19 protein-coding genes are annotated in these 25642 nt (G+C 69.3%); 11 read left to right on the top strand and 8 right to left on the bottom strand.

The genetic code is table 11. The annotated features are described in order from the left end of the window. Nucleotides 1–21: 21 nt before the first annotated feature. The 5 genes from DEI89_RS05835 to dnaE all read left to right on the top strand — a co-directional run bounded on the left by DEI89_RS05835 (nucleotide 22) and on the right by dnaE (nucleotide 6503). Nucleotides 22–318: a YggT family protein gene (locus DEI89_RS05835; RefSeq protein WP_258366247.1), complete on the top strand. Its 297-nt coding sequence runs from the start codon at nucleotides 22–24 to the stop codon at nucleotides 316–318. 216 nt (nucleotides 319–534) lie between these two features. Continuing rightward, nucleotides 535–1215 (top strand): DivIVA domain-containing protein, encoded by a 681-nt coding sequence (locus DEI89_RS05840; protein WP_110903101.1) that lies wholly within the window; start codon nucleotides 535–537, stop codon nucleotides 1213–1215. A 2-nt stretch (nucleotides 1216–1217) separates the two neighbouring features. Further along, complete coding sequence (gene lspA, locus DEI89_RS05845) at nucleotides 1218–1907, top strand: signal peptidase II (RefSeq protein WP_181421516.1); 690 nt, start codon at nucleotides 1218–1220, stop codon at nucleotides 1905–1907. Between the two features lie 24 nt (nucleotides 1908–1931). Further along, entirely contained in the window at nucleotides 1932–2855 is a 924-nt protein-coding gene (locus tag DEI89_RS05850; protein WP_110903103.1) for an RluA family pseudouridine synthase, read from the top strand. Nucleotides 2856–3020: 165 nt separating this feature from the next. Then, nucleotides 3021–6503, top strand: coding sequence for a DNA polymerase III subunit alpha (gene dnaE, locus DEI89_RS05855; protein WP_375334561.1), 3483 nt, complete (start codon nucleotides 3021–3023; stop codon nucleotides 6501–6503). A 114-nt stretch (nucleotides 6504–6617) separates the two neighbouring features. On the opposite strand, the gene DEI89_RS05860 is transcribed toward dnaE, so the two are convergent. Then, nucleotides 6618–8075 (bottom strand): glycosyltransferase family 2 protein, encoded by a 1458-nt coding sequence (locus tag DEI89_RS05860; protein ID WP_110903105.1) that lies wholly within the window; start codon nucleotides 8073–8075, stop codon nucleotides 6618–6620. Then, nucleotides 8072–9442: a glycosyltransferase family 4 protein gene (locus DEI89_RS05865; protein WP_110903106.1), complete on the bottom strand. Its 1371-nt coding sequence runs from the start codon at nucleotides 9440–9442 to the stop codon at nucleotides 8072–8074. Before DEI89_RS05865 ends, DEI89_RS05860 begins: the two co-directional genes overlap by 4 nt. Before the next feature lie 176 nt (nucleotides 9443–9618). Between DEI89_RS05865 and DEI89_RS05870 the strand changes: the two genes are divergently transcribed. From DEI89_RS05870 to DEI89_RS05880, 3 genes are read left to right on the top strand one after another with little or no spacing between them, the layout of a single operon-like run. Then, nucleotides 9619–10440, top strand: a complete 822-nt coding sequence (locus tag DEI89_RS05870; RefSeq protein ID WP_110903107.1) for an ABC transporter permease — start codon at nucleotides 9619–9621, stop codon at nucleotides 10438–10440. Continuing rightward, nucleotides 10437–11165 carry an ABC transporter ATP-binding protein gene (locus DEI89_RS05875; RefSeq protein ID WP_110903108.1) on the top strand — a complete coding sequence of 243 codons (729 nt, stop codon included), beginning with the start codon at nucleotides 10437–10439 and terminating at the stop codon, nucleotides 11163–11165. The genes DEI89_RS05870 and DEI89_RS05875 overlap by 4 nt, the downstream gene beginning before the upstream one ends. Before the next feature lie 55 nt (nucleotides 11166–11220). Continuing rightward, nucleotides 11221–13866 (top strand): CDP-glycerol glycerophosphotransferase family protein, encoded by a 2646-nt coding sequence (locus DEI89_RS05880; RefSeq protein ID WP_110903109.1) that lies wholly within the window; start codon nucleotides 11221–11223, stop codon nucleotides 13864–13866. A gap of 75 nt (nucleotides 13867–13941) precedes the next feature. Here DEI89_RS05880 and DEI89_RS05885 read toward each other — a convergent pair whose 3' ends face one another. Then, a complete protein-coding gene (locus DEI89_RS05885) occupies nucleotides 13942–15051 on the bottom strand; it encodes an acyltransferase (RefSeq protein WP_110903110.1) in 1110 nt (369 codons plus the stop codon). Nucleotides 15052–15165: 114 nt separating this feature from the next. Here DEI89_RS05885 and DEI89_RS05890 point away from each other — a divergent pair, with 114 nt between their 5' ends. Both DEI89_RS05890 and DEI89_RS05895 read left to right on the top strand, forming a co-directional pair. Beyond that, nucleotides 15166–16827, top strand: coding sequence for a glycosyltransferase family 2 protein (locus DEI89_RS05890; RefSeq protein ID WP_181421518.1), 1662 nt, complete (start codon nucleotides 15166–15168; stop codon nucleotides 16825–16827). Nucleotides 16828–17013: 186 nt separating this feature from the next. Next, entirely contained in the window at nucleotides 17014–17553 is a 540-nt protein-coding gene (locus DEI89_RS05895) for an SGNH/GDSL hydrolase family protein (RefSeq protein ID WP_258366252.1), read from the top strand. On the opposite strand, the gene DEI89_RS05900 is transcribed toward DEI89_RS05895, so the two are convergent. The 5 genes from DEI89_RS05900 to DEI89_RS05915 form a co-directional block, all read right to left on the bottom strand. Then, nucleotides 17539–18609, bottom strand: coding sequence for a glycosyltransferase (locus tag DEI89_RS05900; RefSeq protein WP_110903113.1), 1071 nt, complete (start codon nucleotides 18607–18609; stop codon nucleotides 17539–17541). The genes DEI89_RS05895 and DEI89_RS05900 overlap by 15 nt on opposite strands. A 22-nt stretch (nucleotides 18610–18631) precedes the next feature. Continuing rightward, nucleotides 18632–18787 carry a hypothetical protein gene (locus DEI89_RS17590; RefSeq protein ID WP_181421520.1) on the bottom strand — a complete coding sequence of 52 codons (156 nt, stop codon included), beginning with the start codon at nucleotides 18785–18787 and terminating at the stop codon, nucleotides 18632–18634. 78 nt (nucleotides 18788–18865) lie between these two features. Next, nucleotides 18866–21439 (bottom strand): glycosyltransferase, encoded by a 2574-nt coding sequence (locus tag DEI89_RS05905; RefSeq protein ID WP_110903114.1) that lies wholly within the window; start codon nucleotides 21437–21439, stop codon nucleotides 18866–18868. Further along, the gene (locus DEI89_RS05910) at nucleotides 21439–22878 is read right to left on the bottom strand and encodes a glycosyltransferase family 2 protein (RefSeq protein ID WP_110903115.1); all 1440 of its coding nucleotides are present in this window, start codon (nucleotides 22876–22878) and stop codon (nucleotides 21439–21441) included. The genes DEI89_RS05905 and DEI89_RS05910 overlap by 1 nt, the downstream gene beginning before the upstream one ends. After that, the gene (locus tag DEI89_RS05915) at nucleotides 22875–24245 is read right to left on the bottom strand and encodes a hypothetical protein (protein WP_110903116.1); all 1371 of its coding nucleotides are present in this window, start codon (nucleotides 24243–24245) and stop codon (nucleotides 22875–22877) included. The genes DEI89_RS05910 and DEI89_RS05915 overlap by 4 nt, the downstream gene beginning before the upstream one ends. Before the next feature lie 80 nt (nucleotides 24246–24325). Between DEI89_RS05915 and hisD the strand changes: the two genes are divergently transcribed. Beyond that, complete coding sequence (hisD, locus tag DEI89_RS05920; protein ID WP_110903117.1) at nucleotides 24326–25633, top strand: histidinol dehydrogenase; 1308 nt, start codon at nucleotides 24326–24328, stop codon at nucleotides 25631–25633. The last annotated feature ends 9 nt before the right edge of the window (nucleotides 25634–25642 follow it).

A 25642-nucleotide genomic window follows, 5' to 3' on the forward strand; every position in this document is an offset into this window, starting at 1 on the left:
ACGAGACGAGCGAGCCGAACCGTGTTCATCTTCACGATCCTCTCCTTACTCCTCACGCTGTACTTCTACGTGATGTGGGGGCGATTCATCCTCGACATCGTGCAGTCGTTCAACCGTTCATGGCGGCCGCAGCGTGCGCTGCTGGTCGTGGCGGAGTTCGTCTACACGGTCACCGACCCGCCCATCAAGGCGGTACGTCGTGTCCTGCCGCCGCTCCGGCTCGGACCCGTCGCACTCGACTTCGGATGGACGATCGTGATGCTCGTCGTGATCATCCTGCGGGTCGTCGTGCAGTCCCTGGCACTGCGCTTCATCTGATCCCGACCCCGTCGAGGGATCCGGCCGGCAGGGTCGCGACACGCGCCACGCGGGCAGCCGACACGGTTCGGAGCCGCCCTCGGTGTACGGTGGTCGGGATCGATGTCCTGCCCTGGCGGGACATCCGCACCGGGACCCCGGCTGGTACGTTCAGCACGGACGGTCCAGCAGGGCCCCCGGTTCCACACGTTCAGCAGTTCTATTGAGGTGACGGCAATGGCTTTGACGCCGGAAGACGTAGTCAACAAGCGGTTCCAGCCGACCAAGTTCCGCGAGGGCTACGACCAGGACGAGGTCGACGACTTCCTCGACGAGATCGTGGCCGAGCTGCGTCGCCTGAACCAGGAGAACGAGGAGCTGCGTCAGCGCCTCGAGTCGGCCGGATCCGCTCCGTCGCTCGCCAAGGACGACGAGCCCGCTCCGACCCAGACGCCCGAGCCGGCCCCGGTCGCCGCCGCTCCGGAGCCCGCACCGGTCGCCGCTGCCGCCCCGGTCACCACGGTGAACCCGGACGAGGACACCGAGGGCACCACGAACCTCCTGACCCTCGCCCGTCGTCTCCACGAGGAGCACGTCCGCGAGGGCGTCGAGAAGCGCGATGCGCTCATCGCCGAGGGCCAGGCCCAGGCCGCCCGCCTCGTGTCCGAAGCCGAGGCAAAGCAGCGCCAGGTCCTCGCCGACACCGAGAACCAGAACCGCCAGCGCGTCGCGGTGCTCGACCAGGAGCGCACGCAGCTCGAGGGCAAGATCGACGAGCTCCGCACGTTCGAGCGCGACTACCGTGCGCAGCTCAAGAGCTACATCCAGAGCCAGCTCTCCGAGCTCGACTCGTCTGCCGGCACCGAGCAGTCCGGCTTCGCGCCGGCCCCGGCCTCGGCGCAGGGCTTCGGCAACTGACGTTGGACCGACCCGTCCCACGAGCGAAGGTCAGTGCACGCGCGATCGCGGCACTGGCCTTCGCCGCTGTCGTGGTGGTGACGCTCGACCAGGTCACCAAGGCACTCGTCGTGGCGAACCTGCCCGAGGGCGTCGTCGTCCCCGTGCTCGGCAACGCGCTGCAGTTCCTTTCTGTGCGGAACCCCGGTGCGGCGTTCTCCTTCGCTGTCAACATGACGTGGGTCTTCTCGCTGATCTCCGCCGCGGTCGTCGTCGCGATCGTCGTCTACGCCCGACGTATCCGGTCGATGTGGTGGGCCATCGTGCTCGGCATGCTCCTCGGCGGGGCGCTCGGCAACCTGTCCGACCGGCTGTTCCGTGAACCCGGCTTCGGGCGCGGCCACGTCGTCGACTTCATCTCGACACCGTGGATGATGCCGGCGATCTACAACGTGGCCGATTCGTTCATCTGCGTGAGCATGGTCGTCTTCGTGCTGCTCGTGATCCTCGGGGTGAACCTGGACGGGACGCGGGCCGTCTCCGAGAAGCAGCAGCGCGCGATGACCGAGGCTTCTGCGACCGACGTTGCGGGCTCCGCCGCGACGGGGTCCGGCGCTGCGGCTCCCGAGTCGGGGGCCGCGTCCGACGCTCCGGGCGCCAGCCGCGCCTCCCGACCGTCCGCTGACGGCCCGCTCGGCCACGACGCGACGTGAGCAACGCGACATGAGCGACGCGACGTGAGCGAGCAGCGTCAGCTGCCCGTCCCGGACGGGCTCGCCGGTGAGCGTGTCGACGCCGCCATCGCCAAGCTCCTCGGTTTCAGTCGCTCCTTCGCGGCCGACGTCGTCGCGGCGGGCGGGGTGCGGGTCGACGGCGTCGTCGCCGAGAAGTCCGACCGCCTGCACGCCGACGCGTGGCTCGAGGTCGAGTGGACCCCGAAGGAAGCCCCGCGGATCATCCCGGTGGAGGTCCCCGGCATGACGGTCGTGCACGACGACGAGGACATCGTCGTCGTCGACAAGCCCGTCGGTGTCGCCGCACACCCCTCGCCCGGCTGGGACGGGCCGACCGTGCCCGGAGGCCTCGCCGCCGCCGGCTTCACGATCGCGACGTCCGGCGCCGCCGAACGCGCCGGCATCGTGCACCGACTCGACGTCGGCACCTCCGGGTTGATGGTCGTGGCGAAGACCGAGCTGGCGTACACGCACCTGAAGCGGGCGTTCAAGGAGCGCACGGTCGAGAAGGTCTACCACGCGCTCGCGCAGGGACACCCGGACCCCACCTCCGGCACGATCGACGCCCCCATCGGGCGGCACCCCTCGAGCGACTGGAAGTTCGCGGTCACCGCGGACGGCAAGCCGAGCGTCACGCACTACGCGACCCTCGAGGCGTTCCGGTCCGCGACGCTGCTCGAGGTCCACCTCGAGACCGGCCGCACGCACCAGATCCGTGTGCACATGGCGGCGACCCGGCACCCACTGGTCGGCGACACGACGTACGGCGCCGACCCGGTGCTCGCGGAGGAGCTCGGGCTCACGCGGCAGTGGCTCGACGCGATCCGCCTCGGCTTCGCGCACCCGCGCACGGGGGAGTGGGTCGAGTTCCAGGCGTCGTACCCGGACGACCTGCAGCTGGCGCTCGACCGCATCCGCGCGGCCTGAGGAACGGGTACGACGAGCGGCCACGCCGGGCCGCGCTGCGACACGCTCGGGATCGTCGTCGGTCGCGGTTAGGCTGTCCACACCCCACCGCAGACCGTACGAACCGGAGGTTCCGTGTCGGATTCCGACTCCTTCGTCCACCTGCACGTGCACAGCGAGTACTCGATGCTCGACGGTGCCGCCAGGCTCTCGGACCTCGTGGCGGAGACCGCCGCGCAGGGCATGCCGGCCGTGGCGGTGACGGATCACGGCAACATGTTCGGCGCCTTCGAGTTCTGGAAGACCGCGAAGGCCGGCGGGGTCAAACCGATCATCGGGACAGAGGCGTACATCACTCCGCGGACCCACCGGAGCGACAAGACCCGTGTGCGCTGGGGTGACGGCGGTGGCGACGACGTGTCCGGTGCCGGTTCCTACACGCACATGACGATGTTCGCCGAGAACACGACCGGCATGCACAACCTGTTCCGGCTGTCGTCGAAGGCGTCGCTCGAGGGCTACTACTTCAAGCCGCGCATGGACATCGAGCTGCTGCAGGAGTACCACCAGGGCATCATCGCGACGACGGGCTGCCCCTCGGGAGAGATCCAGACCCGGCTGCGCCTCGGGCAGTACGACGAAGCCGTCCAGGCTGCGGCCGACTACCGGGACATCTTCGGCAAGGAGAACTACTTCGCCGAGGTCATGGACCACGGGCTCGAGATCGAACGTCGCATCATGAGCGACCTGATCCGGCTCGCCAAGGACCTGGACATCCCACTCGTGGGCACGAACGACCTGCACTACACGCACGCCCACGACGCCACGTCGCACGCCGCGCTGCTCTGCGTGCAGTCCGGGTCGACGCTGAACGACCCGAACCGCTTCAAGTTCGACGCCGACGAGTTCTACCTCAAGACCCCGGCGCAGATGCGGCACGTCTTCCGCGACAACCTCGAGGCCTGCGACAACACGCTGCTCATCGCCGAGCGGTGCAACGTCGAGTTCGACACCTCGGCGAACTACATGCCGAAGTTCCCGGTGCCCGAGGGCGAGACCGAGCACTCGTGGTTCGAGAAGGAGGTGGCGAAGGGGCTGGAGTACCGCTACCCCGGCGGCATCCCGGCCGAGGTCCAGGAGCGCGCTGACTACGAGGTCGGCATCATCAACCAGATGGGGTTCCCGGGCTACTTCCTGGTCGTCGCGGACTTCATCAACTGGTCGAAGAACAACGGCATCCGCGTCGGACCCGGCCGTGGTTCCGGCGCCGGCTCGATGGTCGCGTACGCCATGCGCATCACCGACCTCGACCCGATCCGACACGGGTTGATCTTCGAGCGCTTCCTCAACCCGGACCGGGTCTCGATGCCCGACTTCGACGTCGACTTCGACGACCGGCGCCGCGGTGAGGCGATCAAGTACGTCACCGAGAAGTACGGGTCGGAACGCGTCGCGCAGATCGTCACGTACGGCACGATCAAGGCCAAGCAGGCGCTGAAGGACTCCTCGCGCGTCCTCGGCTTCCCGTTCGGCATGGGCGAGAAGCTCACCAAGGCGATGCCGCCACCCGTGATGGGCAAGGACATCCCGCTCACCGGGATCTTCGACAAGGACCACCCGCGCTACAAGGAAGCCGTCGACGTCCGCACCGTCGTCGAGACCGACCCGGAGGCCAAGACCGTCTTCGACACGGCGCTCGGCCTCGAGGGGCTGAAGCGCCAGTGGGGCGTCCACGCCGCCGGCGTCATCATGTCGAGCGACCCGCTGATCGACATCATCCCGATCATGAAGCGGGAGCAGGACGGCCAGATCGTCACGCAGTTCGACTACCCGGCAGCGGAGTCGCTCGGCCTGATCAAGATGGACTTCCTGGGGCTCCGCAACCTCACGATCATCAGCGACGCCCTCGACAACATCAAGACCAACCGCGGCATCGACCTGGACCTCGAGCACATGGGGCTCGAGGACCCCGAGGCGTACGCGCTCCTGCAGCGCGGCGACACCCTCGGTGTCTTCCAGCTCGACGGCGGGCCCATGCGCGGCCTCCTCCGCCTGATGAAGCCGGACAACTTCGAGGACATCTCCGCACTCATCGCGCTGTACCGCCCGGGGCCCATGGGTGCGAACTCGCACACCAACTACGCGCTCCGCAAGAACGGTGAGCAGGCGATCACCCCGATCCACCCCGAGCTCGAAGAACCGCTCGCGGAGATCCTCGGCGGCACCTACGGCCTGATCATCTACCAGGAGCAGGTGATGGCGATCGCGCAGAAGGTCGCCGGCTTCTCGCTCGGCCAGGCGGACATCCTGCGCCGCGCCATGGGCAAGAAGAAGAAGTCCGAGCTGGACAAGCAGTACGCGGGCTTCCACCAGGGCATGATCGACAATGGCTACGGCGAAGCGGCGATCAAGACGCTGTGGGACATCCTGCTGCCGTTCTCGGACTACGCGTTCAACAAGGCGCACTCTGCCGCGTACGGCGTGGTCTCGTTCTGGACCGCGTACCTGAAGGCCCACTACCCGGCCGAGTACATGGCCGCCCTGCTCACCAGCGTCGGCGACGCCCGCGACAAGCTCGCGCTGTACCTCAACGAGTGCCGCCGGATGGGCATCAAGGTCATGCCGCCGGACGTCAACGAGTCCATCGGGTTCTTCGCCGCCGTCGGCGACGACATCCGCTTCGGCATGGGCGCGATCCGGAACGTCGGCTTCAACGTCGTCGACGACATCGTCGCCGCCCGCCAGGAGAAGGGTGCGTTCGAGTCCTTCCACGACTTCCTCCGGAAGATCCCGATCTCGTCCGCGAACAAGCGGACCGTCGAGTCCCTCATCAAGGCCGGTGCTTTCGACGGGTTCGGGGACAGCCGCCGGGCCCTGGTCGAGATCCACGAGGGCGCGGTCGAAGCCGCGGTGAAGGTCAAGCGCGACGAGCTCCACGGCAACGTCGGCTTCGACTTCGACTCGCTGTTCGCCGAGGTCGCCGAGGAGCACCCGGCATCCCTCACGGTGTCGCAGGTCCCGGAGCGACCCGAGTGGTCCAAGCGCGACAAGCTGGCGTTCGAGCGGGACATGCTCGGGCTCTACGTCTCCGACCACCCGCTGGCCGGGCTCGAGATCGAGCTCGCCAAGCACCAGTCGGTCACCATCGCGGACCTGCTCGTCGCCGACGACTCCATCGAAGGTGAGACGGTCACCGTCGCCGGACTGCTGACCAGCGTGCAGCACCGGGTGGCGAAGACCAGCGGCAACCCGTACGGCATCGTCGACATCGAGGACTTCGGCGGGCAGATCGGCGTCATGTTCCTGGGCAAGACCTACCAGGAGTTCGGGCCGTCACTCGTGCCGGACTCGATCGTCGTCCTGCGCGGCCGGGTCAACGTCCGCGACGACGGCAAGGCGCTGCACGCGGTGAGCATGTTCCAGCCGAACGTCGGCGACGCGATGGGATCGGGGCCGCTGACCCTGTCCCTGCCCGAGCGGCAGGCGACCACCCGGACGGTGACCGAACTGGCCGCAGTCCTCGGACGACACCAGGGCGACACCGAGGTGCGGTTGAAGCTCCTCAAGGACGACGTGGCCCGGACCTTCGAGCTGCCCTTCCCGGTGAACCTGACGCCGGACCTGTTCGGGGAGCTGAAGAGCCTGCTCGGGCCGCGCTGCCTGGTGTAGCGCCGGGGACGGACGTGACGGGAGGCCCGTGGCGGGTTCGCCACGGGCCTCCCGTCACGTCGTGGCGTGCCTCCGGGGGGTCTCCGCGTCAGGTGTCGCGGTGGGGAGCCTGCCTCAGGCTCCCCGCCGGCCGGTGACGGCGCGGAGACGCGCCACGATCCGTGGGTTGCGTGCGCCGAGGGAGAGCGCCGTGAGGCGGCGGAACGACACCGTGGAACGGTGCACCAGCAAGCCCGTGGCCTCCGCGATGTCGGTCACCGCCTGCCAGCGCGCGCGCAGGGCGGAAGGGTCGATCTCGGTCTCGGCGACCACCTCGACGAGACGCACCAGGTCCGCGGCACCGGTCCAGGCGGTGCTGCGGTTCTCGTAGCGGCGCAGCAGCCGGTCGAGGGCCGAGGCACGGTGGTTCTCGACCGCATGCGCCCACCGGGCGTCCTGGGCCACCGGGTCGACGAGGAGCCACCGTGGCGCATTCGCGTTCAGCGCTGAGAGCTGAGCGAACGTCGTCAGCGCGCCGAGGGCCACGGCGATGTCGAACACCTGGCGGGGTCGACCGCCGACCGCGATCGCCACGCCGGGGAGTTCCTGACGTGCTCGACGGATCTGCTTCGACGACACGACCACGGTGACGACCACGTGGTCGGGGGCGGCGGCGAGCACCGCGCGGACGCGTGCGAGCACCTCGTCGGAGAGGTCCAGGGGGACGTGCAGCGCGACGCGGACGACGTCGTCGTCGGGCAGGAACGTGTCGGCGAAGACGTCCACGGCGTCACGGTACCGCGCCAGGAACAGTGCGAGGGCGCCGGCGTAGAACGGGTACCGCTCGAGCAGGATCCGCTCGTGTTCGAGTCGGAGCGACGGTCCTCGGTCGCCGCTGAAGCTCGTCGACCCGGCGTGCAGGACGAGTGCTCGGTTGGCGAGCACCGCGGTGAAGCCGTGCTCGTTGATGCGGAGACAGAAGTCGTTCTCCTCGCCGTAGCCGGGGGAGAACACCTCGTCGAAGAGCCCGAACCGGTCGACCATCTCCCGACGGATGAGGAAGCAGAACCCCATCGCCACGGGGGCGACGGTGAAGCGGGGCAGGAGGTACTTCGTCCGGCCGTGGAGCTCGCGGGTCCGCCGTGGAGCGATCGTCGACCGGGGGTTGCGGCGGGCGAACGGGTAGGACGCGATCGTCGCGTTGTCGCTCCGAGCGCAGACGACGCCGATCGTGTCGTCCGAGCCGAGGACGGCGGTCATCTCGTCGAGGAAGCCGGGCATCGGCACGGTGTCACTGTTGAGGAGCAGCACGTCGTTGCCGGTCCGGTCGAGTTCCAGGACGGCGCGGTTGCAGTTCCCGACGAAGCCCAGGTTCGCTTCGTTCCGGACGTACTCGAAGCCGGGGTGGTCGCCGACGAGCTCCAGCAGGCGTCGTTCGACGGCGTCGACGTTCGGTCCGACGTCGTTCGCGAGCAGCACACGGTCGCGCTCGAAGTCGACCGTGTCGAGCAGGGCCTCGATGCAGCGTTCGAGGCCGGGCAGGTCGTCGTAGACCGGGACGACGATCGTCACCGGTCGGCGGTGCTCGCTCATCGGCCGGTCACCCTGCGCACCACCGCGGCCGGTCGGGACAGCAGTCGACCGACGGCGCCGGAGCGGCTCCGGAGGCGGGAGGCCAGCAGGCCAGCGGCAGCACGGGCGCTCGTCGCGCCGAGGGACGAGTACGCAGCGGGCAACTCGAACCAGTAGCGGGCCACCTGGGGGAGCCGGTAGCCCTCCGTGCCCACCAGGGCGGTGAGCCGGGCGATCGCGGCGGCGTTGTCGTGTCCGGAGCCCGTGACGGCGGCGAGCCGGTCCGGGGCAGCCGCACCGTGCCTCCTGGCCGTGGCGGGGTCCGACGCGTAGTCGGCCAGTGCCGCGGCCAGCCCGGCGGTGTCGTCAGCATCGAACAGGGCGCCGGTGACGCCGGGGTCGACGAGCTCGGCGCTCCCGCCCTCCCGTGTCGCGATCACGGGCTTGCCGAGGGCCATGTACTCGGCCGTGGTCCGACCGAAGGCCTCGATCGTCGACGCCGTCACGCACACGTCAGCTGCGTCGATGTAGGGGGCCGGCGCGTTCTGCTCGCCGGTGAAGACGACGTGGTCGGCGACGCCGAGTTCGCGCGCGCGTGCCGTCAATCGCTGGTCCTCGCCGGGCTGCTTCCAACTGCCGACGAAGCAGACGCTCGCGGTGATGTCGCGGTCACGGAGCAGGCCGAGCGCCTCGATCACCCGGTGCTGGCCCTTCGATGGCTCCACGCGGCCGACGACGACGATGCGGAGGCCCGGGTCGGCCTGGGGGAACGGCTGCACGGACGGCTCGGCAGCGCGCGTGGCGTCGAGCCGGGCGACGTCGACCGACGGGTACGCGATCGAGATCTCCTCTGCGGGCATGTAGCGGGCCAGGTGGTCACGCATGGCGCCGGAGTTCGTCACGACCGCGCCGGCGAGCAGGCCGATGTCGCCGAGGGTCGCGGCCCGTCCGGTCTGGAAGTGCAGACCGTGGTCGAGGTCGCCGTACTCGCGGACGAACCAGGCCTGGGGGATCCCGAGCACGGCGGCGGCGAAGGAGGCCCACGGCGCGACCAGGGTGTTGGTGACGACCAGGTCCGGTCGCTGACGCTCGTAGTGGCGGATGATCGCGCTCACCGCCGCGTAGTCGACGGTCGCGAACGCGGCACGTTCGGCCGCGGGGGCCGGTTGCGGGCTCGGCACGGCCCACCCGCGGTACCGGAAGGCGTCGTACTGCCAGCCGCGTTCGTCGAGCGCCTCGATGAACTTGCCGCGGGGTGCCTTCGTGACGAAGTGCGGGGTGAAGTCGGGGTCGGTCGCCGCCCAGTCCTCGACGAAACGGAGGAGGGACCGCTCTGCGCCGCCGAGGTTCACCGGCGCGGTGGAGTGGTTGGCGAAGCTGACGAGCACCTGTCGACACTACTGGATTCACCGACAGTTCTTCAGGAATCCATCAGATCGCCGTTCCGCCGGCATTGCGATCCGTGCCCGATCGGGTCTGTCTGCGGCACTGTGCGAGAATGTCTCGTCCCCGAACCTGCACCAGGAGCGCTCCGTTGCGCCCCGGAGGAGTCAGCAACCGAAGCATGACGTACTTCAACGACCTGATGGCGTCGCGCGAACTGCTGGCCAACCTCACCGCACGCGAGGTCAAGGGCAAGTACCGGCGCACCGTCTTCGGGCAGCTGTGGTCATTGATCAACCCGCTCGCGACGATGCTGATCTACACGATCGTGTACTCGTTCATCTTCCGGGCACGGCTCGAGGTCGGGGACCCGAGCGGTCTGCAGATCTACCCGCTCTGGCTCATGTGCGGACTGCTCCCGTGGATCTTCGCCCGCAACGTGATCAACGCCGGGATGACGTCGATCGTCGCGAACGGCTCGCTCATCAAGAAGGTCTACTTCCCGCGGATGACGCTGCCGCTCGCAGCCGTCGGTTCATTCGGGTTCACGTGGCTCGTCGAGATGGGCGTCCTGCTCATCGCACTGGCGGTCTTCGGATCGAAGTGGTTCGTGTTCCTGCCCGTCATCGCCCTGACCATGGTCTTCCTCGCCATGTTCTCCGCCGGGATCGGACTCATCCTCTCGATCGTCAACGTCCACTTCCGCGACATGCAGCACCTGGTGGGCATCGGCCTGCAGATGTGGATGTACCTGTCGCCGATCATCTACCCCCTGTCGCTCGTCCAGAACGCTGCGGACAAGGCCGGGCACCCGTGGATCATCACGGTCTACAAGCTCAACCCGATCGAGCGGTTCTCCGAGGTCTTCCGCAACCTCATGTACGACAACCGACTGCCGGAATGGGGCGACCTGGTCGCGTGCGCACTCGCCGGGTGCGTCTCGCTCGCGATCGGCTACGTCGTCTTCTCCCGCAACGAGAAGAAGTTGGCCGAACTCCTGTGAACGATGCTGCTGTCACCGTCGAGAACGTCTCCAAGCGCTTCCGGATGTACCACGAGCGGAACGACTCGCTGAAGAGCATGGTCATGCGTGGCAAGAAGTCCGTGCACGAGGACTTCTGGGCACTCAAGGACGTCTCGTTCGAAGTGCCGCAGGGCACGACCTTCGGCCTCATCGGCAAGAACGGGTCCGGCAAGTCGACCCTGCTGAAGTGCCTGGCGAAGATCCTGTGGCCGGAGGAGGGCTCGATCACCGCCCGCGGCAAGCAGGCGTCGCTGCTCGAGGTCGGCTCCGGCTTCCACCCGGAGCTCTCCGGCCGGGAGAACGTCTTCCTCAACGGTTCGATCCTCGGGATGAGCCGGAAGGAAGTGACGCGGAAGTTCGACGAGATCGTGTCGTTCTCGGGCGTCGGCCACTTCATCGACCAGCCGGTGAAGAACTACTCCTCGGGCATGTACGTCCGACTCGGGTTCTCCGTCGCCGTCGCCGTCACGCCGGACGTCCTGGTCGTCGACGAGGTCCTGGCGGTCGGGGACGCGACGTTCCAGAAGCGGTGCCGCACGAAGTTCAAGGAGATGAAGGCAGAGGGCCGCACGGTCATCCTCGTCTCCCACTCGATGGCGACCGTGAAGGACATGTGCGACGAGGTCGCCTGGCTGAACGAGGGCGAGCTCCAGCAGATCGGCAAGACGGAGGACGTCGTGGCCGCTTACAACGAAACTGTCTGACCCGATCCACGAGATCGGCGGCGTGCCACCACGCCCGACCAATGGAGGTACCTCGATGTCCGCAGGGCAGAGCGAGAATCATGAGTTCCTGATCAGCGCGGTCGTCGCGGTGTACAACGTCGAGCGGTACCTGCCGGCGTTCCTCCGTTCTCTCGAGACCCAGACGTTCGGCGTCGAGAACGTCCAGCTGATCCTGGTCGACGACGGCTCGACCGACAACGGCCTCGCGGTGCTGCATGAGTGGGCCGCCAGCCGTCCTGGCCACGTCGAGGTACTCACGCAGCCGAACGCCTGGGTCGCCGAGGCCCGGAACACTGGTCTGGAGCGGGTCCGCGGCGAATGGGTGACGTTCACCGATCCGGACGACGTCCTGGAGCCGGACTACTTCAGCGAGGTCGCGAAGTTCATCGGCCTCTACGGCGATGCTCAGCGGGAGGACCCCGTGAACCTGCTCGCTGCTCACCAGATGCGGTTGATGGAGGATGGTGAGATCCGGGACAACCATCCCCAGCGGCGCAAGTTCGGCCTCGGGTCTCGGATCGTCAACCTCCACGCCGATCCGATCATCCAGCTCAGCGTGAACAGCTCGTTCATGCGGACGGAGTTCGTCCGCGAACACGGCCTTCGGTTCGACGACCGGGTGCGCCCGAACTTCGAGGACGGTCACTTCATCGCGAAGTACATGTTGGCCACCAAGAGCAACCACATGGGACTCATGGCGTCCGCGAAGTACCTCTACCGAGTGAGGGGCGACGGGACGTCCCTCATCGAGAAGAGCTTCCGTCTGCGCGAGAAGTACACGAACGTCCTCGAGTACGGCTACCTGGACGCGCTCGAAACAGCTCAAGCACAGCTCGGTTCCATCCCACGGTGGCTGCAGAACACCGTGCTGTACGACTTGTTCTGGTACTACAAGGAACAACTCGCCGTGCAATCGCTCTCGGCGAGCGCGCCAGTGGAAGTGCTCCCGCGGTTCCATGAACTCGCACAGCGCATCCGCTCCCTGCTCGATGACGACGCCATCCGCAGTTTCGACCTCATGTGGGTCGACTTCCCCGTCCGCGAGGCGTTCCGCCGAGGCTACGAGCCCGCTCCGATCCGACACGACTACGTCCGCTTGTCCGGGGTCGACGAAGGTCGACAGCTGGTCAAGATCTCGTACTGGTTCTCCGGGAATCTGCCGACGGAACACTTCGAAGTGGACGGAGTCGAGGCAAGTGCGCAGCATGAGACTGTGCGCGACTACGAGTTCTACGGTCGTGTGCTCATCCGGGAGCGTCACATCTGGCTCGCTCGGGGACTCCGGACCAAGATCATCCTCGACGGAGTCATGATGCGCGTCGCGCGCGGCGACGACCTCGGGCATCCCGAGGGGTTGTCGAATCGCCAGATCAACCCGCTCATCATGCGCCAGCGGAGGCATGTGAGCGCGCGGTACGCTCCTGATGAAGACGGGCTCCTCGCTCATGCGAAGGGTCGAGCCCGCGCCAGCCTGCGTCGTGCCCGGGTCGCCGTCGGCAAGACGAACCTGTACGACGAGGCGCTCGAGTTCGCCCTTCGGAGCCGATCGACTCGGAGGAAGTACCTCCACGCCTGGGCGTTCATGGACCGCGACACGGACGCGAACGACAACGCGGAGCACCTGTACCGATGGGTGCGTGAGAACCGGCCGGAGATCAACGCGTGGTTCGTCCTCAAGAGGGACTCGAACGACTGGGACCGCCTGGAACGGGAGGGGTTCCGGCTCGTCGCGCACGGCACGTGGGAGTGGAAGCTCCTGATGTTGCACGCCGATCACCTGGCGTCGTCTCATGCCGACGTCTACGTGACGCAGCCGCTTCCGCAGCGCCGGTACGGACGTTCACGCTTCAAGTACACCTTCCTGCAGCACGGCGTCATCCACAACGACCTCTCTCGGTGGCTGAGCTGGAAGCAGATCGACGTACTCGTCACGACGACCCCGGCGGAGTACCGGGCGATCGCCGGACCGGGGCCTTACTCGTTCTCATCCCACGAGGTCGCACTGACCGGACTCCCTCGGCACGACAGCTTGCTCGCGAAACGGCGGGCGGTGGGGGCGGCGGACCGGGACATCATCCTGGTGATGCCGACTTGGCGGCAGAACCTGCTCGGGGAACGCGTGGAAGGCTCGAACGAGCGGAAGAAGCTCGCGAATTTCCGGAACAGTGAGTACGCAGAGCAGTACCGGGCGCTCCTCGGATCTCCTCGGCTCGAGGCACTCGCCCGCGAGTCCGGGAAGACCCTCGCGTTCATGCCGCACCCCAACATGCGCGTGTACCTCGCCGAGTTCGATCTGCCCGATCATGTCCGTCTCCTCGACTTCTCCAAGGACGGGGTGCAGGACGTCCTGGCCCGGACGGCGGCGTTCGTCACGGATTACTCGTCACTCGCTTTCGACGCCGCTTTCCTGGACATCCCACTCGCGTACTTCCAGTTCGACAAGGAGGCGTTCTTCGACGGGCAGCACGTCGGACGCCCGGGGTACTTCGATTACGACGCTCACGGCTTCGGACCTGTCGTCCGAGGCGTGGACGATGTCATCGATGCCCTCACCCACCTCAGCAACGAGGCGTACGAGTCGCCCGTCGAGTACCGCCAGCGCACGGCTGAGACGTTCACGACACGTGACGGGCGCTCCAGCGAGCGCGTCGTCGACGCGATGCGTGCGCTCGGCGACTGAAACGTCGAGTCATCGGACGGGTGCTCGCCTGACCCGCCCGTCGATCGCAGTCGGCGAGCGGGACGGACGCCATCCTCAGGCCGCTCGTCGTGAGCGCCGTCGTGTGGCGCCGGCCAGGGCACCGAGGTCTCCTTCGAGTCGACGCCGTAGGGCCCGGCCCACCGGTCGCTCGACGTAGCGGCTCACGACGTATGCCACTCCGCAGAGGAGAACGGTGGTGACCCCCGTGGCTGCCCACCTTCCCTCGACTGGCTCCATCGCGTGGATCATCAGGACCCCGATGTTCTGGTGCAGGAGGTAGAGCGGGTACGTCAGCGCGCCGAGCGTGGTGAGCCAGCGCCCGCTGACGCGACTCAGCGGAGTGAGTGTGACCAGAACCACCACGCCCACGCAAGCCAACCCCATGACGGTCTCGGCCGTCGAGGACATCGATGAGTCGGTGTTCCGCGCGATGCTGGCGCCGATGTTCGGTGTCGAGACCGCGACCGCGAAGGCGGTGTCGAACGCGAGCACCAGCCACGCGATCGAGTTCGACCCGTACCTGTAGATGCAGAAGACGGCCATCCCGGCTGCGAACAACGGTGCGTGTGGTGCGATCAACGTCGTGGCGAGGAGATCTGAACCGGTGAGCTGCGCAAGGGCGGCAACGACCGGCCAAGCGAGAGCGAACGCGAGGAGGACCGAGGGGGCGGGCTTGAAGAGCAGGAGTACGCCGACGATGACGTAGAAGTGCAGCTCGATCCACAGGGTCCAGTACACGGGATCGACGTCCCCGACGCCGAAAGCCGGGTGCAGCATCGTCAGGTTGACGAGGACTTGCCGCAGGTCGACCGGGTGCCCGGGCGCCGCAACAGCCACGACGACGGCCGTCGAGAGCACGCCGAGCCAGTAAGCGGGGTAGAGCCGACTGATCCGGGAAGCGACGAATGCACCAGCGCTTCGTCCGAGTCCACTCATCAGGATCACGAACCCACTGATCACGAAGAAGAGGTCGACTCCGAAGGCTCCGTACTTGGCGAAGCGGAAGACCTCCGGGCCGACGCTGCTGACGGGCGCACCGAGGCCCGGTTCAGGGAAGGCCAGGTAGTGGTAGGCGACCACCGCGAGAGCCGCGGCGAAGCGGAGCCCGTCCAACAGGGAGAACCGCTCCACTCGAGACCCAGTGGCGGCTTGGAGTTCGACCATCGACGAGTTGCGCCTTTGCTGCAGAGTTCGGACGAGTGCGCGGTGCTCGGCAGACCCAAGACCCAGCACATCCTAAGGTTGGGCGGGGTTCCACGCGAGTCATCGAGGAGTGGTGTGAACAAGAAGCTGTCGGTCGTCGTCCCCAGTCGTGACGCCGCGCCCTGGGTGGGCGAACTGCTCGAGAGCGTGCTCGCGCAAGGCATCGTCGATTGCGAGGTCCTCGTCGTTGACAACGGTTCAACTGACGGCACAGCGGAGCTGGTGACGCAGTTCGCCGCCGCCGACAGCCGCGTCCGCCTCGTGCAGTCTGATGCCACCTCTGCCGGAGCTGCGCGGAACGAAGGGATCGCTGCTGCGTCGGGCGAGTACCTGGTGTTCGCCGACTCGGACGACATCGTTCCCGATGGTGCGTACCAGGTGATGCTCGATGCGCTGGACGCGAGTGGCTCGGACATGGTGATCGGGGACCACCTGAAGTTCTCGCCAACGGCGACGTGGAGCCCGACGGCACGGTGGCAAGCGTTCGACGGCCTGCGTACTGCTGTGTTGCCTGACGACGCAACCGCGCTCCTCACCGGCCGGGCTTGCTGGAACCGCATGATCCGGCGAACGTTCTGGGACCGAGTCGGGCTGTGCTTCCCCGAGATCGCAAGCGTGGACGACATCGAACCGATGACGCGGGCATTCGTGAACGCGAGTCGTGTAGACGTCGTGCCCGATCAGGTGTACTTGTACCGGGATCGAAGCGACGGTTCGTCCATCTCCCAGAACGCGGACGCTCACGCGACGGTTCTCTACCTGGAGCAGGAACTCGCCTGTGCGCGACTCGTGGAGAATCGACCGGCGGTCAGGCAGCAACACGCCGAGATGGTGTTCGACGCGGACGGCTGGGCACATCTCGCCCGCTTCGTCGCATCTGGCCCGTCTGACGTCGACATCGCGGCGGTGGACGCCGCTTTGACGGGACTCGTCCAGGCCCTGCCGGGCACCGCCCTGGCGAAGGCAGCTCCCGCCCGGCGGCTGCTGTGGGATCTCGTCCTCTCCGGACAATGGAGCGCGGCCAGTGAGTTCGTCATCGCGGTCCAGTCCGGGGACGGACTCCGTCGCCTTGATGCCTGGCGCAGCGCGCTGTTGACGCTCCGGAACGATGCATCCCCACACACGACGCTCGGCTCGTTGGTGGAACAGGGCCTGATGTCGACTCTCGTGAACGATGCCGACGCAGTACCGCGAAATTGGCTCGAACAAGCCGTGCAAGAGCTTCGGACACTACCGTCCGCCCGCACGGAACCAGGTCTCCTATCGGCCATGGCGGACGCAGTCGCCCGAGGAGACGTCGAGACCGTCGCAGCGGTGTCAGGTCTCCGACACTTCGTGCCACTCACCGTGCGGTACGCCACGCCCACCGAGACCGGGTTGGAAGTGGGCGGCGACCTACCGGCTGATCGAGCGGTCCCACAATTCTCACTCGTGCTCCAAGCCGGTCCGGAGGAACTCTCCGTACCCGTGATGACGACATCCGGTTCGTGGCGTGCGACGATCGAGGCCGGGCGGCTGGGAAGCGGCCGCTGGACCGTCGGCGTCGGGGCCGCCGGAATCGAGGTCGAGTTCCCGGTCGTGACCGGACGCATGCCGCTTCCGCCGATCGGGGAGGCATTCCCGATACAACCGCTCGCCGACCGGAAGAACGGCTGGCGATTCCTCGTGGATCGACGCATTCCTCGTCGCCGAGGTCTCGCATCCTTACTCGCACGGGCGGGTCGCAAACTCAGGTGACGTGGCGCACTGGTCAGCTGCGTGTCCCACAATGGTCACGTGCGGCGTTTCCTGACTTTCGGCTCCGCCTTCGTCGTCCTCGTGACATTGCTCCTGGCCGGTGACGTTCTTCCGGTGTTCGACCCGCCGCAAGCCGAACCGCGGGCCGCGGACCGGGCCCGGGCTGAGCCGCTGCGAGTCGCCGTCGTGGGCGATTCACTCAGCGCTGGGCGATCGCTGTTCCTCGGGAACGGACTGGACGACGAGTCTTGGATGACGTACGCCGAAGGCGACGGGATCGAGTTCGTCGGCGGATGGGCTCGCTCGGGTGCTCTTCCCGGCCAGATGGCGTCGGCAGTGCAACCCATCGCCGGTGTCGACGTCCTCGTGATCCTGGCGGGAACGAACGCCGTGCGGACAGGGAAGACGATGGCCGAGGAAGCGACCTACTACGACCAGATTGCATCGACGATCCGGCCGGGGGCGGTGCTCGTGTCGGCGATCCCGCCGTACCGGACGCATGAGCCCGCCGCTCTCGCTTACAACACCGCCCTCCGGGCCTTCACGGAGGACCACGGTTGGATGTGGGCTGACCCGTGGCGTGGTGCCCGCGATGGTGATGACTGGGTCGAGGGATTCAGTGTGGACGGCATGCACCCCGCGGGCCCCGAACAATACGCTGTCCTCGGGGAGTCCTTCCGCCGGATCATCCTGCAGATCCGGCCGATGTTGTCAGCGCGAGGCTGAAGCAGCAGCGCAGACGTCGTCGAGCAACTCCGCGTACCGCCTTGACCGTGCGAACGGCGCCAGCCGCTGGCTGAACTCCGCAGTTCCCTCGGAACTGACACCGGGCTCACGGAGCAACGCAGCCAGCGACCCCGCCGCATCACCCGTGTCGAACCACCGGATCCACCCCTCGTCCCCGAACTCCGCCCGCAGGTGCGCCTCGTCCGGCAGCACCGCGGGGACGCCGAACGACGCCGCCAGGTGCAGGCTGCCGGAGTTGAGCACGCGCCGGTAGGGGAGCACGGCGACGTCCGCCGCGCGAAACCATCGCTGGACGTCGACGTCGTCGACGTGGTCGTGCTCGCGGACGGCGCGGAGGTCGTCGCCGAGGAGCCGGTCGATCTCGACCCGATCCTCGTCCGACGTCCGGCCTGCGAGCAGCAGCACGGGGCGCTGGTCGGCGGGCAGGCGTCGGACGGCGTCGACCAGCACGTCGAGGCCCTTGTAGGGGCGCATCTGCCCGAACGCCAGGACGGCGTGGTCGTCGGGGCCGAGGCCGAACGACGCGCGAGCGTCGTCCCGCGTCATCGAACTCGGGTAGACGCCCTGGTAGCTCGGGTGCGGGATGTGCACGACTCGAGCCGGGTCGAGCGAGTAGTGCGGTGCCACCGCCGCAGCGGTCGCGACGTTCATCACGTGCACGGCGTCGGCGACCTCGGCCAGGTACCGATCCAGCTCGACTTCGAGGTCGAGGTGCCGGGCGTCGTGGGGCAGGATGTTGTGCACGGTCCAGACGAGCCGGGTGCCACGTTCGCGCGCCGCGTCGACTGCGGAGCGGAAGCGGTCGAGCCGGACCCGTGCTGCGTCGAGGTCGTCGTCGGCACGCTGCGCGATCGGCGCGGTCCAGTGCATGTGGAAGACGTCGCCGGCGCCGAGTCGGCCGAGGTGCTGCTCGAGCACCTCGAGCCGGAGGCTCTCGAGGACGTGCCACCTCCGCGCGCGGGGCGCGAGCAGCATGAGGTTCAGGTAGGGGTTGTCGCGGTAGGCGGGGAACACCGCGAGCTGGCGATCGGACACCGCCCGATCCTACGGGCGACGGTCAGTCGAGCGTGGCGACGATGTGTTCGGCTTCGTGCAGGACCGAGCAGAACGCCAGTCCGTCGAGGCCGAGTGCATCGCGCTTGCTGATGACCGCACCGCAGACGACGCACTGGGTCGTGGAGTTCGACCGGATCACATCGGAGAGGAGCGACATGCTTCGATGATGCGCGCCCGAGGTGAACGGGAGACATCAGAGTCCTCGGAACGCGGTGAACGTCTGACAAGCCCGCGTTCAGGGGACGGGTGACAGTGCCGTGACGACCGCCTCCGCGCTGGATCCCGCCACGACGACCGCGAAGTCCCCGTCCGCCACACGCTGCCCCGCGGCGAGCCACACGGCGTTGCGAGCCCCCGGCTGCGGTACCCAGGACGAATCGCTCCCGGCGACGAGCACGGTCACGTCGTCGAGTCCGCTGGCCTCCCGGTACCAGGACGTCGGCATGTCGACCTGCACGGCATGTCCCGCGCTCTCCAGCGCACCGACGAGCGCGGTCACGTCCGCGGGTCGGGTCCCGTCGTGCTTCAGCGCGACCCGGAGGCCCGTGGCGCCCGCCTCGCGGACGACGACCGGCCGCGACGACCGCACCATCACGGCGTGTCCCTTGGGTAGGCCCGGCTCGACTCCGAGGTACCGGAGCCCGGCGCCCTCGTACCGGTCGGCCGCATCGGCGTCCGGGTAGCGCCCGCGCCACCGCTCGTCGAACACGCGGCGGTTCTCGATCCGCGCGTCGTCCCGTCCCGGTGTCCGGCTCTCGTGGTGGACGACGACCGAGGCCGGTTCGACGACGAACGCGGCCCCCGGCTCGGCGGTGGCGAGGGCGCGCAGACACAGGTCCACGTCCTCCAGCCCGTTCGCGTAGACGGGGTCGAAGCCGTGCCAGCGGATCAGGTCGTCGGCCCGGAAGGCCGCGGCCGCCGCGGTGATCGCCGTGAACCGCCGGGAGGCCGGGGTCCGGAACGCACGGTCCGCGTCGTACCGCGGGTGGTCGGCGAGGAAGTGCCACGGCAGGACCTTGTCGCCGCCGAAGACGGTGCCGGCGGCCTGCACGACACCGTCCGGGTAGACGAGGAGCGGTTGGACACCGAGGACCGTCGGGTCGTCGAGCGCCGCGACGAGGGGTCGGAGCCAGCCGGGTGTCACCTCGGTGTCGTTGTTGAGCATCACGACGGTCGCGCCGGTGGTGCGTGCGAGTCCGAGGTCGCTGCCGAGCGCGAAGTTGCGGTTCCGGTCCTCCCGCTGGAGCACCACCCGCGGGTCGCCGCGGAACCAGGCGTCGAGGACGGCGGAGACCGAGCGCGGTGAGCCGTTGTCGACGACCACCACCTCGACGTCGTCGCCGTCGTGGTCGGCGGCGCCGAGCACGGTGTCGACGGCCCGCCGGGTCATCGTCCAGTCGCGGAAGACCGGCATCACGACCGACACCCGGTCGCGCGCCCGGTCGGGGGCGGCCGTGGCGAGGGCGTCCCAGTCGATGCGGTGCCGCGCGAGCGCGACCTCCTGCCACGAGGCTGGCTGGCCCGACGAGACACGGCGGGGGTCGCGGACGTTGTCGTAGTCCACCCCGATCACCGGGACGTACTCGGGGACGGCGGCGTGTGCTGCGATGCGGAGCAGCCACTCCCAGTCGATCCAGCGGCGCAGGTCCTCGTCGAAGGGGCCGACGGCGTCGGCGACGTCACGACGCACCACCAGGGCGTTGAGGTCGATGAAGTTGCCGGCGAGCAGGTCTTCGCGGGTGCCGTCCTCGCCGCGGAAGGTCTCGACCGGGGCGGTGGCGTCATCGGCGTTGTTCGCCCCGGTCATCCGGAGCCCCGTGTACACGCCGGGCGCGTCGCCCTCGAGCAGGGCCGCGAGGGCGGCGCTGAGGTGCTGCGGTCGCCAGGTGTTGTCGGCGTCGAGGAAGGCGATGAACGAGCCGGACGCGGCGGCCAGTCCGGTGTTCCGTGCCGCGGCGGCTCCGCCGTTCTCCCGCTCCAGCAGCCGGATGCGCGCATCGCCGGCGGCACGGGCGCGGACGACGTCGACGGTGTCGTCGCCCGACCCGTCGTCGACGACCAGGAGCTCCCAGGCGGTGTGCTCCTGGGCGAGGACCGAGGCGATCGCTGCGCCGACGACGTCGGCCCGTCGGTACACCGGCAGCACGACGGAGACGAGCGGCTGCTCGGCGTCGCGTCGGGCGTTCCCGCGCGGGTAGCGCGCCGACAGGTCGAGCGTCTCGGGCCCGTCCCAGGACGACCGGTAGCGACGGCGCGTCCGGTGCTGGGCGGCGGCGAAGTCGCGGGCACCCTGCAGCGCGGCGGCGCGTGCGGCTCCCCAGGTCGGTGCCGGGCCACGACGGCCGGGAGGCACGGGGAGCGCGGTCGCGTCCGTCGCGTTCCGCAGGAACTGACGCAGTGCATCGAGGGTGGACGCCGGGCGGTGCGGCGCCGGCACCGAGGCGGCGTACACGCCGGCGTCGAAGAGCGGTCCGGTCTGGAAGAGCTCCGGTCCCTCCTGGTGCAGCGCGTCGTACCAGGACATCGCGGGTGCCGGCTGGTGCTCGCGCATCCACTCGTGCTCGATGAGCGGGCTGAGCGACAGACCCCGCTGCCCGTCGTTGTGGACGTAGAAGGCGGTCGCTTCCTCGTCGGTCGCGAAGGTCCGTCCCGTCTGCGCCTCGAGGTACTCGCGGTCGAGCACGCCGAACTCGGCGATGCGTCGTGCCCAGCGGTCGAGTCGGTCGGCGACGGTCAGGGGCTTCTCGGGGCCCCGCAGCTGCCGGGCGAACCGCCGTGCGACCCGGCCGATGCCCCCACGGTCGGCCATCAGCGGCGACCCGGCAGACGCGAGGCGACCTTGGCGATCGCCTGGCCGGTGCGGAACGACCGGCTGCCGCGCAGGTCGTCGAGCTCGCGGCGCAGTCGTCCGACCTCGTCGGAGGCGCTGTCCGCGACGACGTCGGCGGCGGTGACGTCGAGGGGCAGCAGGGCCGACCACCGTTCCTCGAGCACCGCCGAACGGTCCGCGAGCGGAGCGGCGATCCGGGCGTCGAGGCCCGCCCGCGCCCCGGCGAGCCCGCCGGGAGCGACGACCTCGGCGAACCGGTCGACGACGGCCGCGACGGTGTCGGCACCGGTCCGGTGTCGCCGCGAGGACCACGGGAGCGCCGGGGGAGCGGACCGGACGACGACGAGGTGCAGCGCGCGACGGTTCGCGGCGACGACCTCGGCCGGCGTCGGGTCCACGAGCACGGCGACGGCGACGAGGTCGTCGGCCGACGGAGGGTCCGTGGTGACGGTCCACGTGGCGGGAGCCGTCGTGCCGGCGGGGAGCCGTGCCTCCAGGGCGAAACCGTCCCCGAAGGCCGCGTCGACGTCGCGGACCAGTGCCCCGGCGTCCGCGACGTGCCGCAGGTCGACCGCGAGGCGTGGCGTCGAACCGCTCGGCACGAGCGCGTCGGCGAACCGCTCCGTCGCGGTCATGCCGTGTCGCTGGTACGCGGCGACCGCGTCCGGCAGGAAGGGGTACCGCCGTTCCAGCTCGCGCTGGTGTGCCGCACGGAGGGCGTTGCGGTTGCCGGAGAAGCTCTTGCCGCCGGCGTGCAGGACGAGCGCCCGGTTCGCGATCTTGGCGAGCCAGCCGTGCTCCGCGATGCGCAGGCAGTAGTCGTTCTCCTCCCCGTAACCGGGGGCGAAGGCCTCGTCGAAGAGCCCGTGCTCCGCGACGAGCTCGCGACGGGTCAGGAAGCAGAAGCCCATCGCGACGGGCATCACCTGGGACACCGGCAGCAGCGGGGCGAGGGCACCCCAGACGGCACGCGTCCGGGCTTCGGTCCGGGCCGCGCCACGGTTCGCCAGGCGGTACGGGATGCTCGCGATCGTGGCGTTGTCACTGCGGGCCGTCACGACACCGGTGCGGTCCTCGTCGAGGACCGCGAGCATGGCGTCGAGGAACCCGGCGGTCGGCACCGCGTCGCTGTTGAGCAACAGGACGGCGTCACCGCCGGTGTCGAGCTCGGTGACGGCACGGTTGCACGTCCCGACGAAGCCCAGGTTCCGGTCGTTGCGCTCGTACCGGAACCCGGGGCGCTCGCCGATGCCGTCCAGCAGGGCGCGCTCGATGGCGTCCGCGTCCGGGCCGCAGTCGTTCACGAGGAGCACCCGGTGCACCGTGGTGTCGAGGTGCTCGAGCAGCCCGTCCACGCAGCGCAGCAGCGACTCGAGGTCGCCGTACACGGGGACGACGACGAGGGTGGTGCGGGTCATCGGTTCTCCTCCTCGGTCTCGAGTGCGGCGCCGAGCGCGTCGACGGCGGCGTCCAGCGGCCCGCCGAGGGCGCCGTCGGCGAGCGGGACGAACCCGGTCGGCCCGTCCGCGGCGACCCGCCGGACGGCGTCGGCCACCGCGAGGCCGAGCGAGCGGGCGTCGGTGGGGACGGCCTGGAGGTTCGGGTGCAGCCCGGCGCGCGTGCCCCGGAACTCGTTGGTCACGACCCGTGCCCCGGAGATCGCGCCGTCGAACGGCGGGTGGCTCGGGTGCGGGCTGTGCTGCAGCGAGAGCACCACCCCGGTGGAGGCGATGAACCGGAAGTAGTCATCCCACGGCATCGTGCCGTGCGAGACCAGCTTGACGTCACCGGCGCCCCCGTCGAGCTCGACGTCCGAGTGCTGTTCACCGGCGGAGTGGAACTCGACCCGGATGCCGTCCGGAGCCAGCTCCTGCACGGCGATCCGGAGCGCGGCCACGCCGAGGCGGAAGAGGTTGCGGTGCTTGCTCGGTCGCCCGTAGAAGAGGACGCGGACGACCCCGCCGTCCTCGGCGACCGGGCGTCGGGCGGCGGCGACCCGTTCCAGCAGCTCGACGTCCAGGTGCGGCGCGAACGTCGCGGCCGAGGCGATGTCGATACCCTCGACGTCCGCCAGGTACCGACGCAGGGGCTCCGAGTTCACGAGCATCCGGAAGCCGGCACGGTAGGTCGACGCGGCGACGGCGTAGTCGGTGGACCACGCGCTGAAGCCCGGCTCGTAGTCCTGCACGAGGTACACGACCCGTTCGCGGGCGACGACACCCGCCGTCGCGGCGACGTCGAGCGGGTGCGCCGTCTTCCAGTGCGTGGCCAGCCAGATGTCCTGCGTCCCGAACACCGTGTCGAGCACGTCCTCGCGGCGGACGACGCGCACACCCGGGCGTCCGTCGACCCGGGTGTCGGGGAAGCGGTCGGCGACGAGGGCCTCGGCCGCTGCGACGCTGTTGCCCGGCGTCGTCCAGCGGACCATGACGACCCGGACGCGCCGGCCCAGGCGGTCCCCGAGCGCGATCGCGACGGCGAGGGCGGTCTGCACGCCGGCGAAGGCAGCCCCGTCGCGCAACTCGTCGACGACGAGCACGACCTCGGGCTCGCGGGCGGCGGTGCGGATGCCGGCCAGGGCCAGGCTCGTCTCGACCAGCCCCTCGTACGGGCGAGCCGCGCGGGGAGCGCGGTCGCGCTCGCGGCGGGCGACGCCGACGTCGATCCGGGAGGCGGTCCGCCCGAGCCGTTCCCGGACGTCGTTGCGGTAGTGCCCGTCGCGGGCGTAGCGCTCGTTCACACGGACCAGGTCGGCGACGAGCCGACGGGCCTTCTCGAAGTTCATCGACGCTCACGTTACCGGGACGGTCCCGCCGCCCGGGGATCCGGCCCGGTCATGGCCGGATCACTAGACTCGGAGCCCTCATGATGCAGCGAATCGACCTCCGTGGCGGGCTCCCCGGCCGTGCCGAACTCCTCCGACTCATGCCGCGTGCCGCAGGCGACGTCGGGCATGCGGTGGACGCCGCACGGGTGCTCGTCGACGACGTCCGCGACCGCGGTGCCGACGCGCTCCGGGAGCAGGCCGAACGGTTCGACGGGGGAGCACCCGAGCACGTCCGGGTGCCGGCCGCCGAGATCGACGCCGCCGTCGCCGGACTCACCCCCGAGCTCCGCGCCGCGCTCGACGAGGCGATCCGCCGCGTCCGCGCCGCGAGTGCCGCGCAGGTGCCGTCGCCGTCGGTGACCACCCTCGCGGACGGTGCGGAGGTCCACCAGCGCTGGCAGCCGATGCGTCGTGTCGGGCTCTACGTGCCCGGTGGCAAGGCGGTCTACCCCTCGAGCGTCGTCATGAACGTCGTGCCCGCCCAGGTCGCCGGTGTCGGGTCGATCGCGCTCGTGTCCCCGCCGCAGCGCGACCACGGCGGCGCGGTGCACCCGACGATCCTCGCTGCGGCGGGGCTCCTCGGCGTGCAGGAGGTCTACGCGATGGGCGGCGCCGGCGCGATCGGGGCGCTGGCCCACGGCGTGTCGGAGATCGGCCTCGAGCCCGTCGACCTGGTGACCGGTCCGGGCAACAACTACGTCGCAGCCGCCAAGCGCCTCGTGCGCGGCATCGTCGGCATCGACTCCGAAGCCGGCGCCTCGGAGATCCTCGTCATCGCCGACGACACCGCCGACGCCGGGAACGTCGCAGCAGACCTCATCAGCCAGGCCGAGCACGACGAGCAGGCCGGCAGCGTCCTCGTGACGACGTCGTCCGCGTTCGCCGACGCGGTGGAGGCAGCGATCCCGGAACGGACGGCGGTGCTCGGGACGGCTGCGCGCCTCCAGACCGCCCTGGACGGACCGCAGTCGGCGATCGTCCTGGTCGACTCGCTCACCGACGCCGCGACCGTGAGCAACGCCTACGGGCCGGAGCACCTCGAGATCCAGACAGCGGACGACGACGCGGTGCTCGCCGACATCGACGCCGCCGGTGCGGTGTTCGTCGGACCGGACACCCCCGTCAGCCTGGGCGACTACCTCGCCGGGTCGAACCACGTCCTGCCGACCGGCGGCCAGGCGCGCTTCGGGGCCGGGCTGTCCGCATCGACCTTCCTGCGCCCGCAGCAGGTGATCCGGTACACGGCGGCCGCCCTGGCCGAGGTCGCGCCGCACATCGTCGCGCTCTCGAGCGAAGAGCAGCTGCCGGCGCACGGTGCCGCCGTGTCCGAGCGCACGAACCGCTAACCTGAGGGC

This window comes from Curtobacterium sp. MCBD17_030 (genome assembly GCF_003224255.1).
Classification (GTDB): Bacteria; Actinomycetota; Actinomycetes; order Actinomycetales; family Microbacteriaceae; genus Curtobacterium.

Excerpts from the sequence above, each read along its gene's own strand:
- DEI89_RS05840 (WP_110903101.1), top strand. The coding sequence starts at position 535 with ATGGCTTTGACGCCGGAAGACGTAGTCAACAAGCGGTTCCAGCCGACC.
- dnaE (WP_375334561.1), top strand. The coding sequence starts at position 3,021 with ATGCTCGACGGTGCCGCCAGGCTCTCGGACCTCGTGGCGGAGACCGCC.
- DEI89_RS05860 (WP_110903105.1), bottom strand. The coding sequence starts at position 8,075 with ATGAGCGAGCACCGCCGACCGGTGACGATCGTCGTCCCGGTCTACGAC.
- DEI89_RS05870 (WP_110903107.1), top strand. The coding sequence starts at position 9,619 with ATGACGTACTTCAACGACCTGATGGCGTCGCGCGAACTGCTGGCCAAC.
- DEI89_RS05880 (WP_110903109.1), top strand. The coding sequence starts at position 11,221 with ATGTCCGCAGGGCAGAGCGAGAATCATGAGTTCCTGATCAGCGCGGTC.
- DEI89_RS05885 (WP_110903110.1), bottom strand. The coding sequence starts at position 15,051 with ATGGTCGAACTCCAAGCCGCCACTGGGTCTCGAGTGGAGCGGTTCTCC.
- DEI89_RS17590 (WP_181421520.1), bottom strand. The coding sequence starts at position 18,787 with ATGTCGCTCCTCTCCGATGTGATCCGGTCGAACTCCACGACCCAGTGC.
- DEI89_RS05905 (WP_110903114.1), bottom strand. The coding sequence starts at position 21,439 with ATGGCCGACCGTGGGGGCATCGGCCGGGTCGCACGGCGGTTCGCCCGG.
- DEI89_RS05910 (WP_110903115.1), bottom strand. The coding sequence starts at position 22,878 with ATGACCCGCACCACCCTCGTCGTCGTCCCCGTGTACGGCGACCTCGAG.
- DEI89_RS05915 (WP_110903116.1), bottom strand. The coding sequence starts at position 24,245 with ATGAACTTCGAGAAGGCCCGTCGGCTCGTCGCCGACCTGGTCCGTGTG.
- hisD (WP_110903117.1), top strand. The coding sequence starts at position 24,326 with ATGATGCAGCGAATCGACCTCCGTGGCGGGCTCCCCGGCCGTGCCGAA.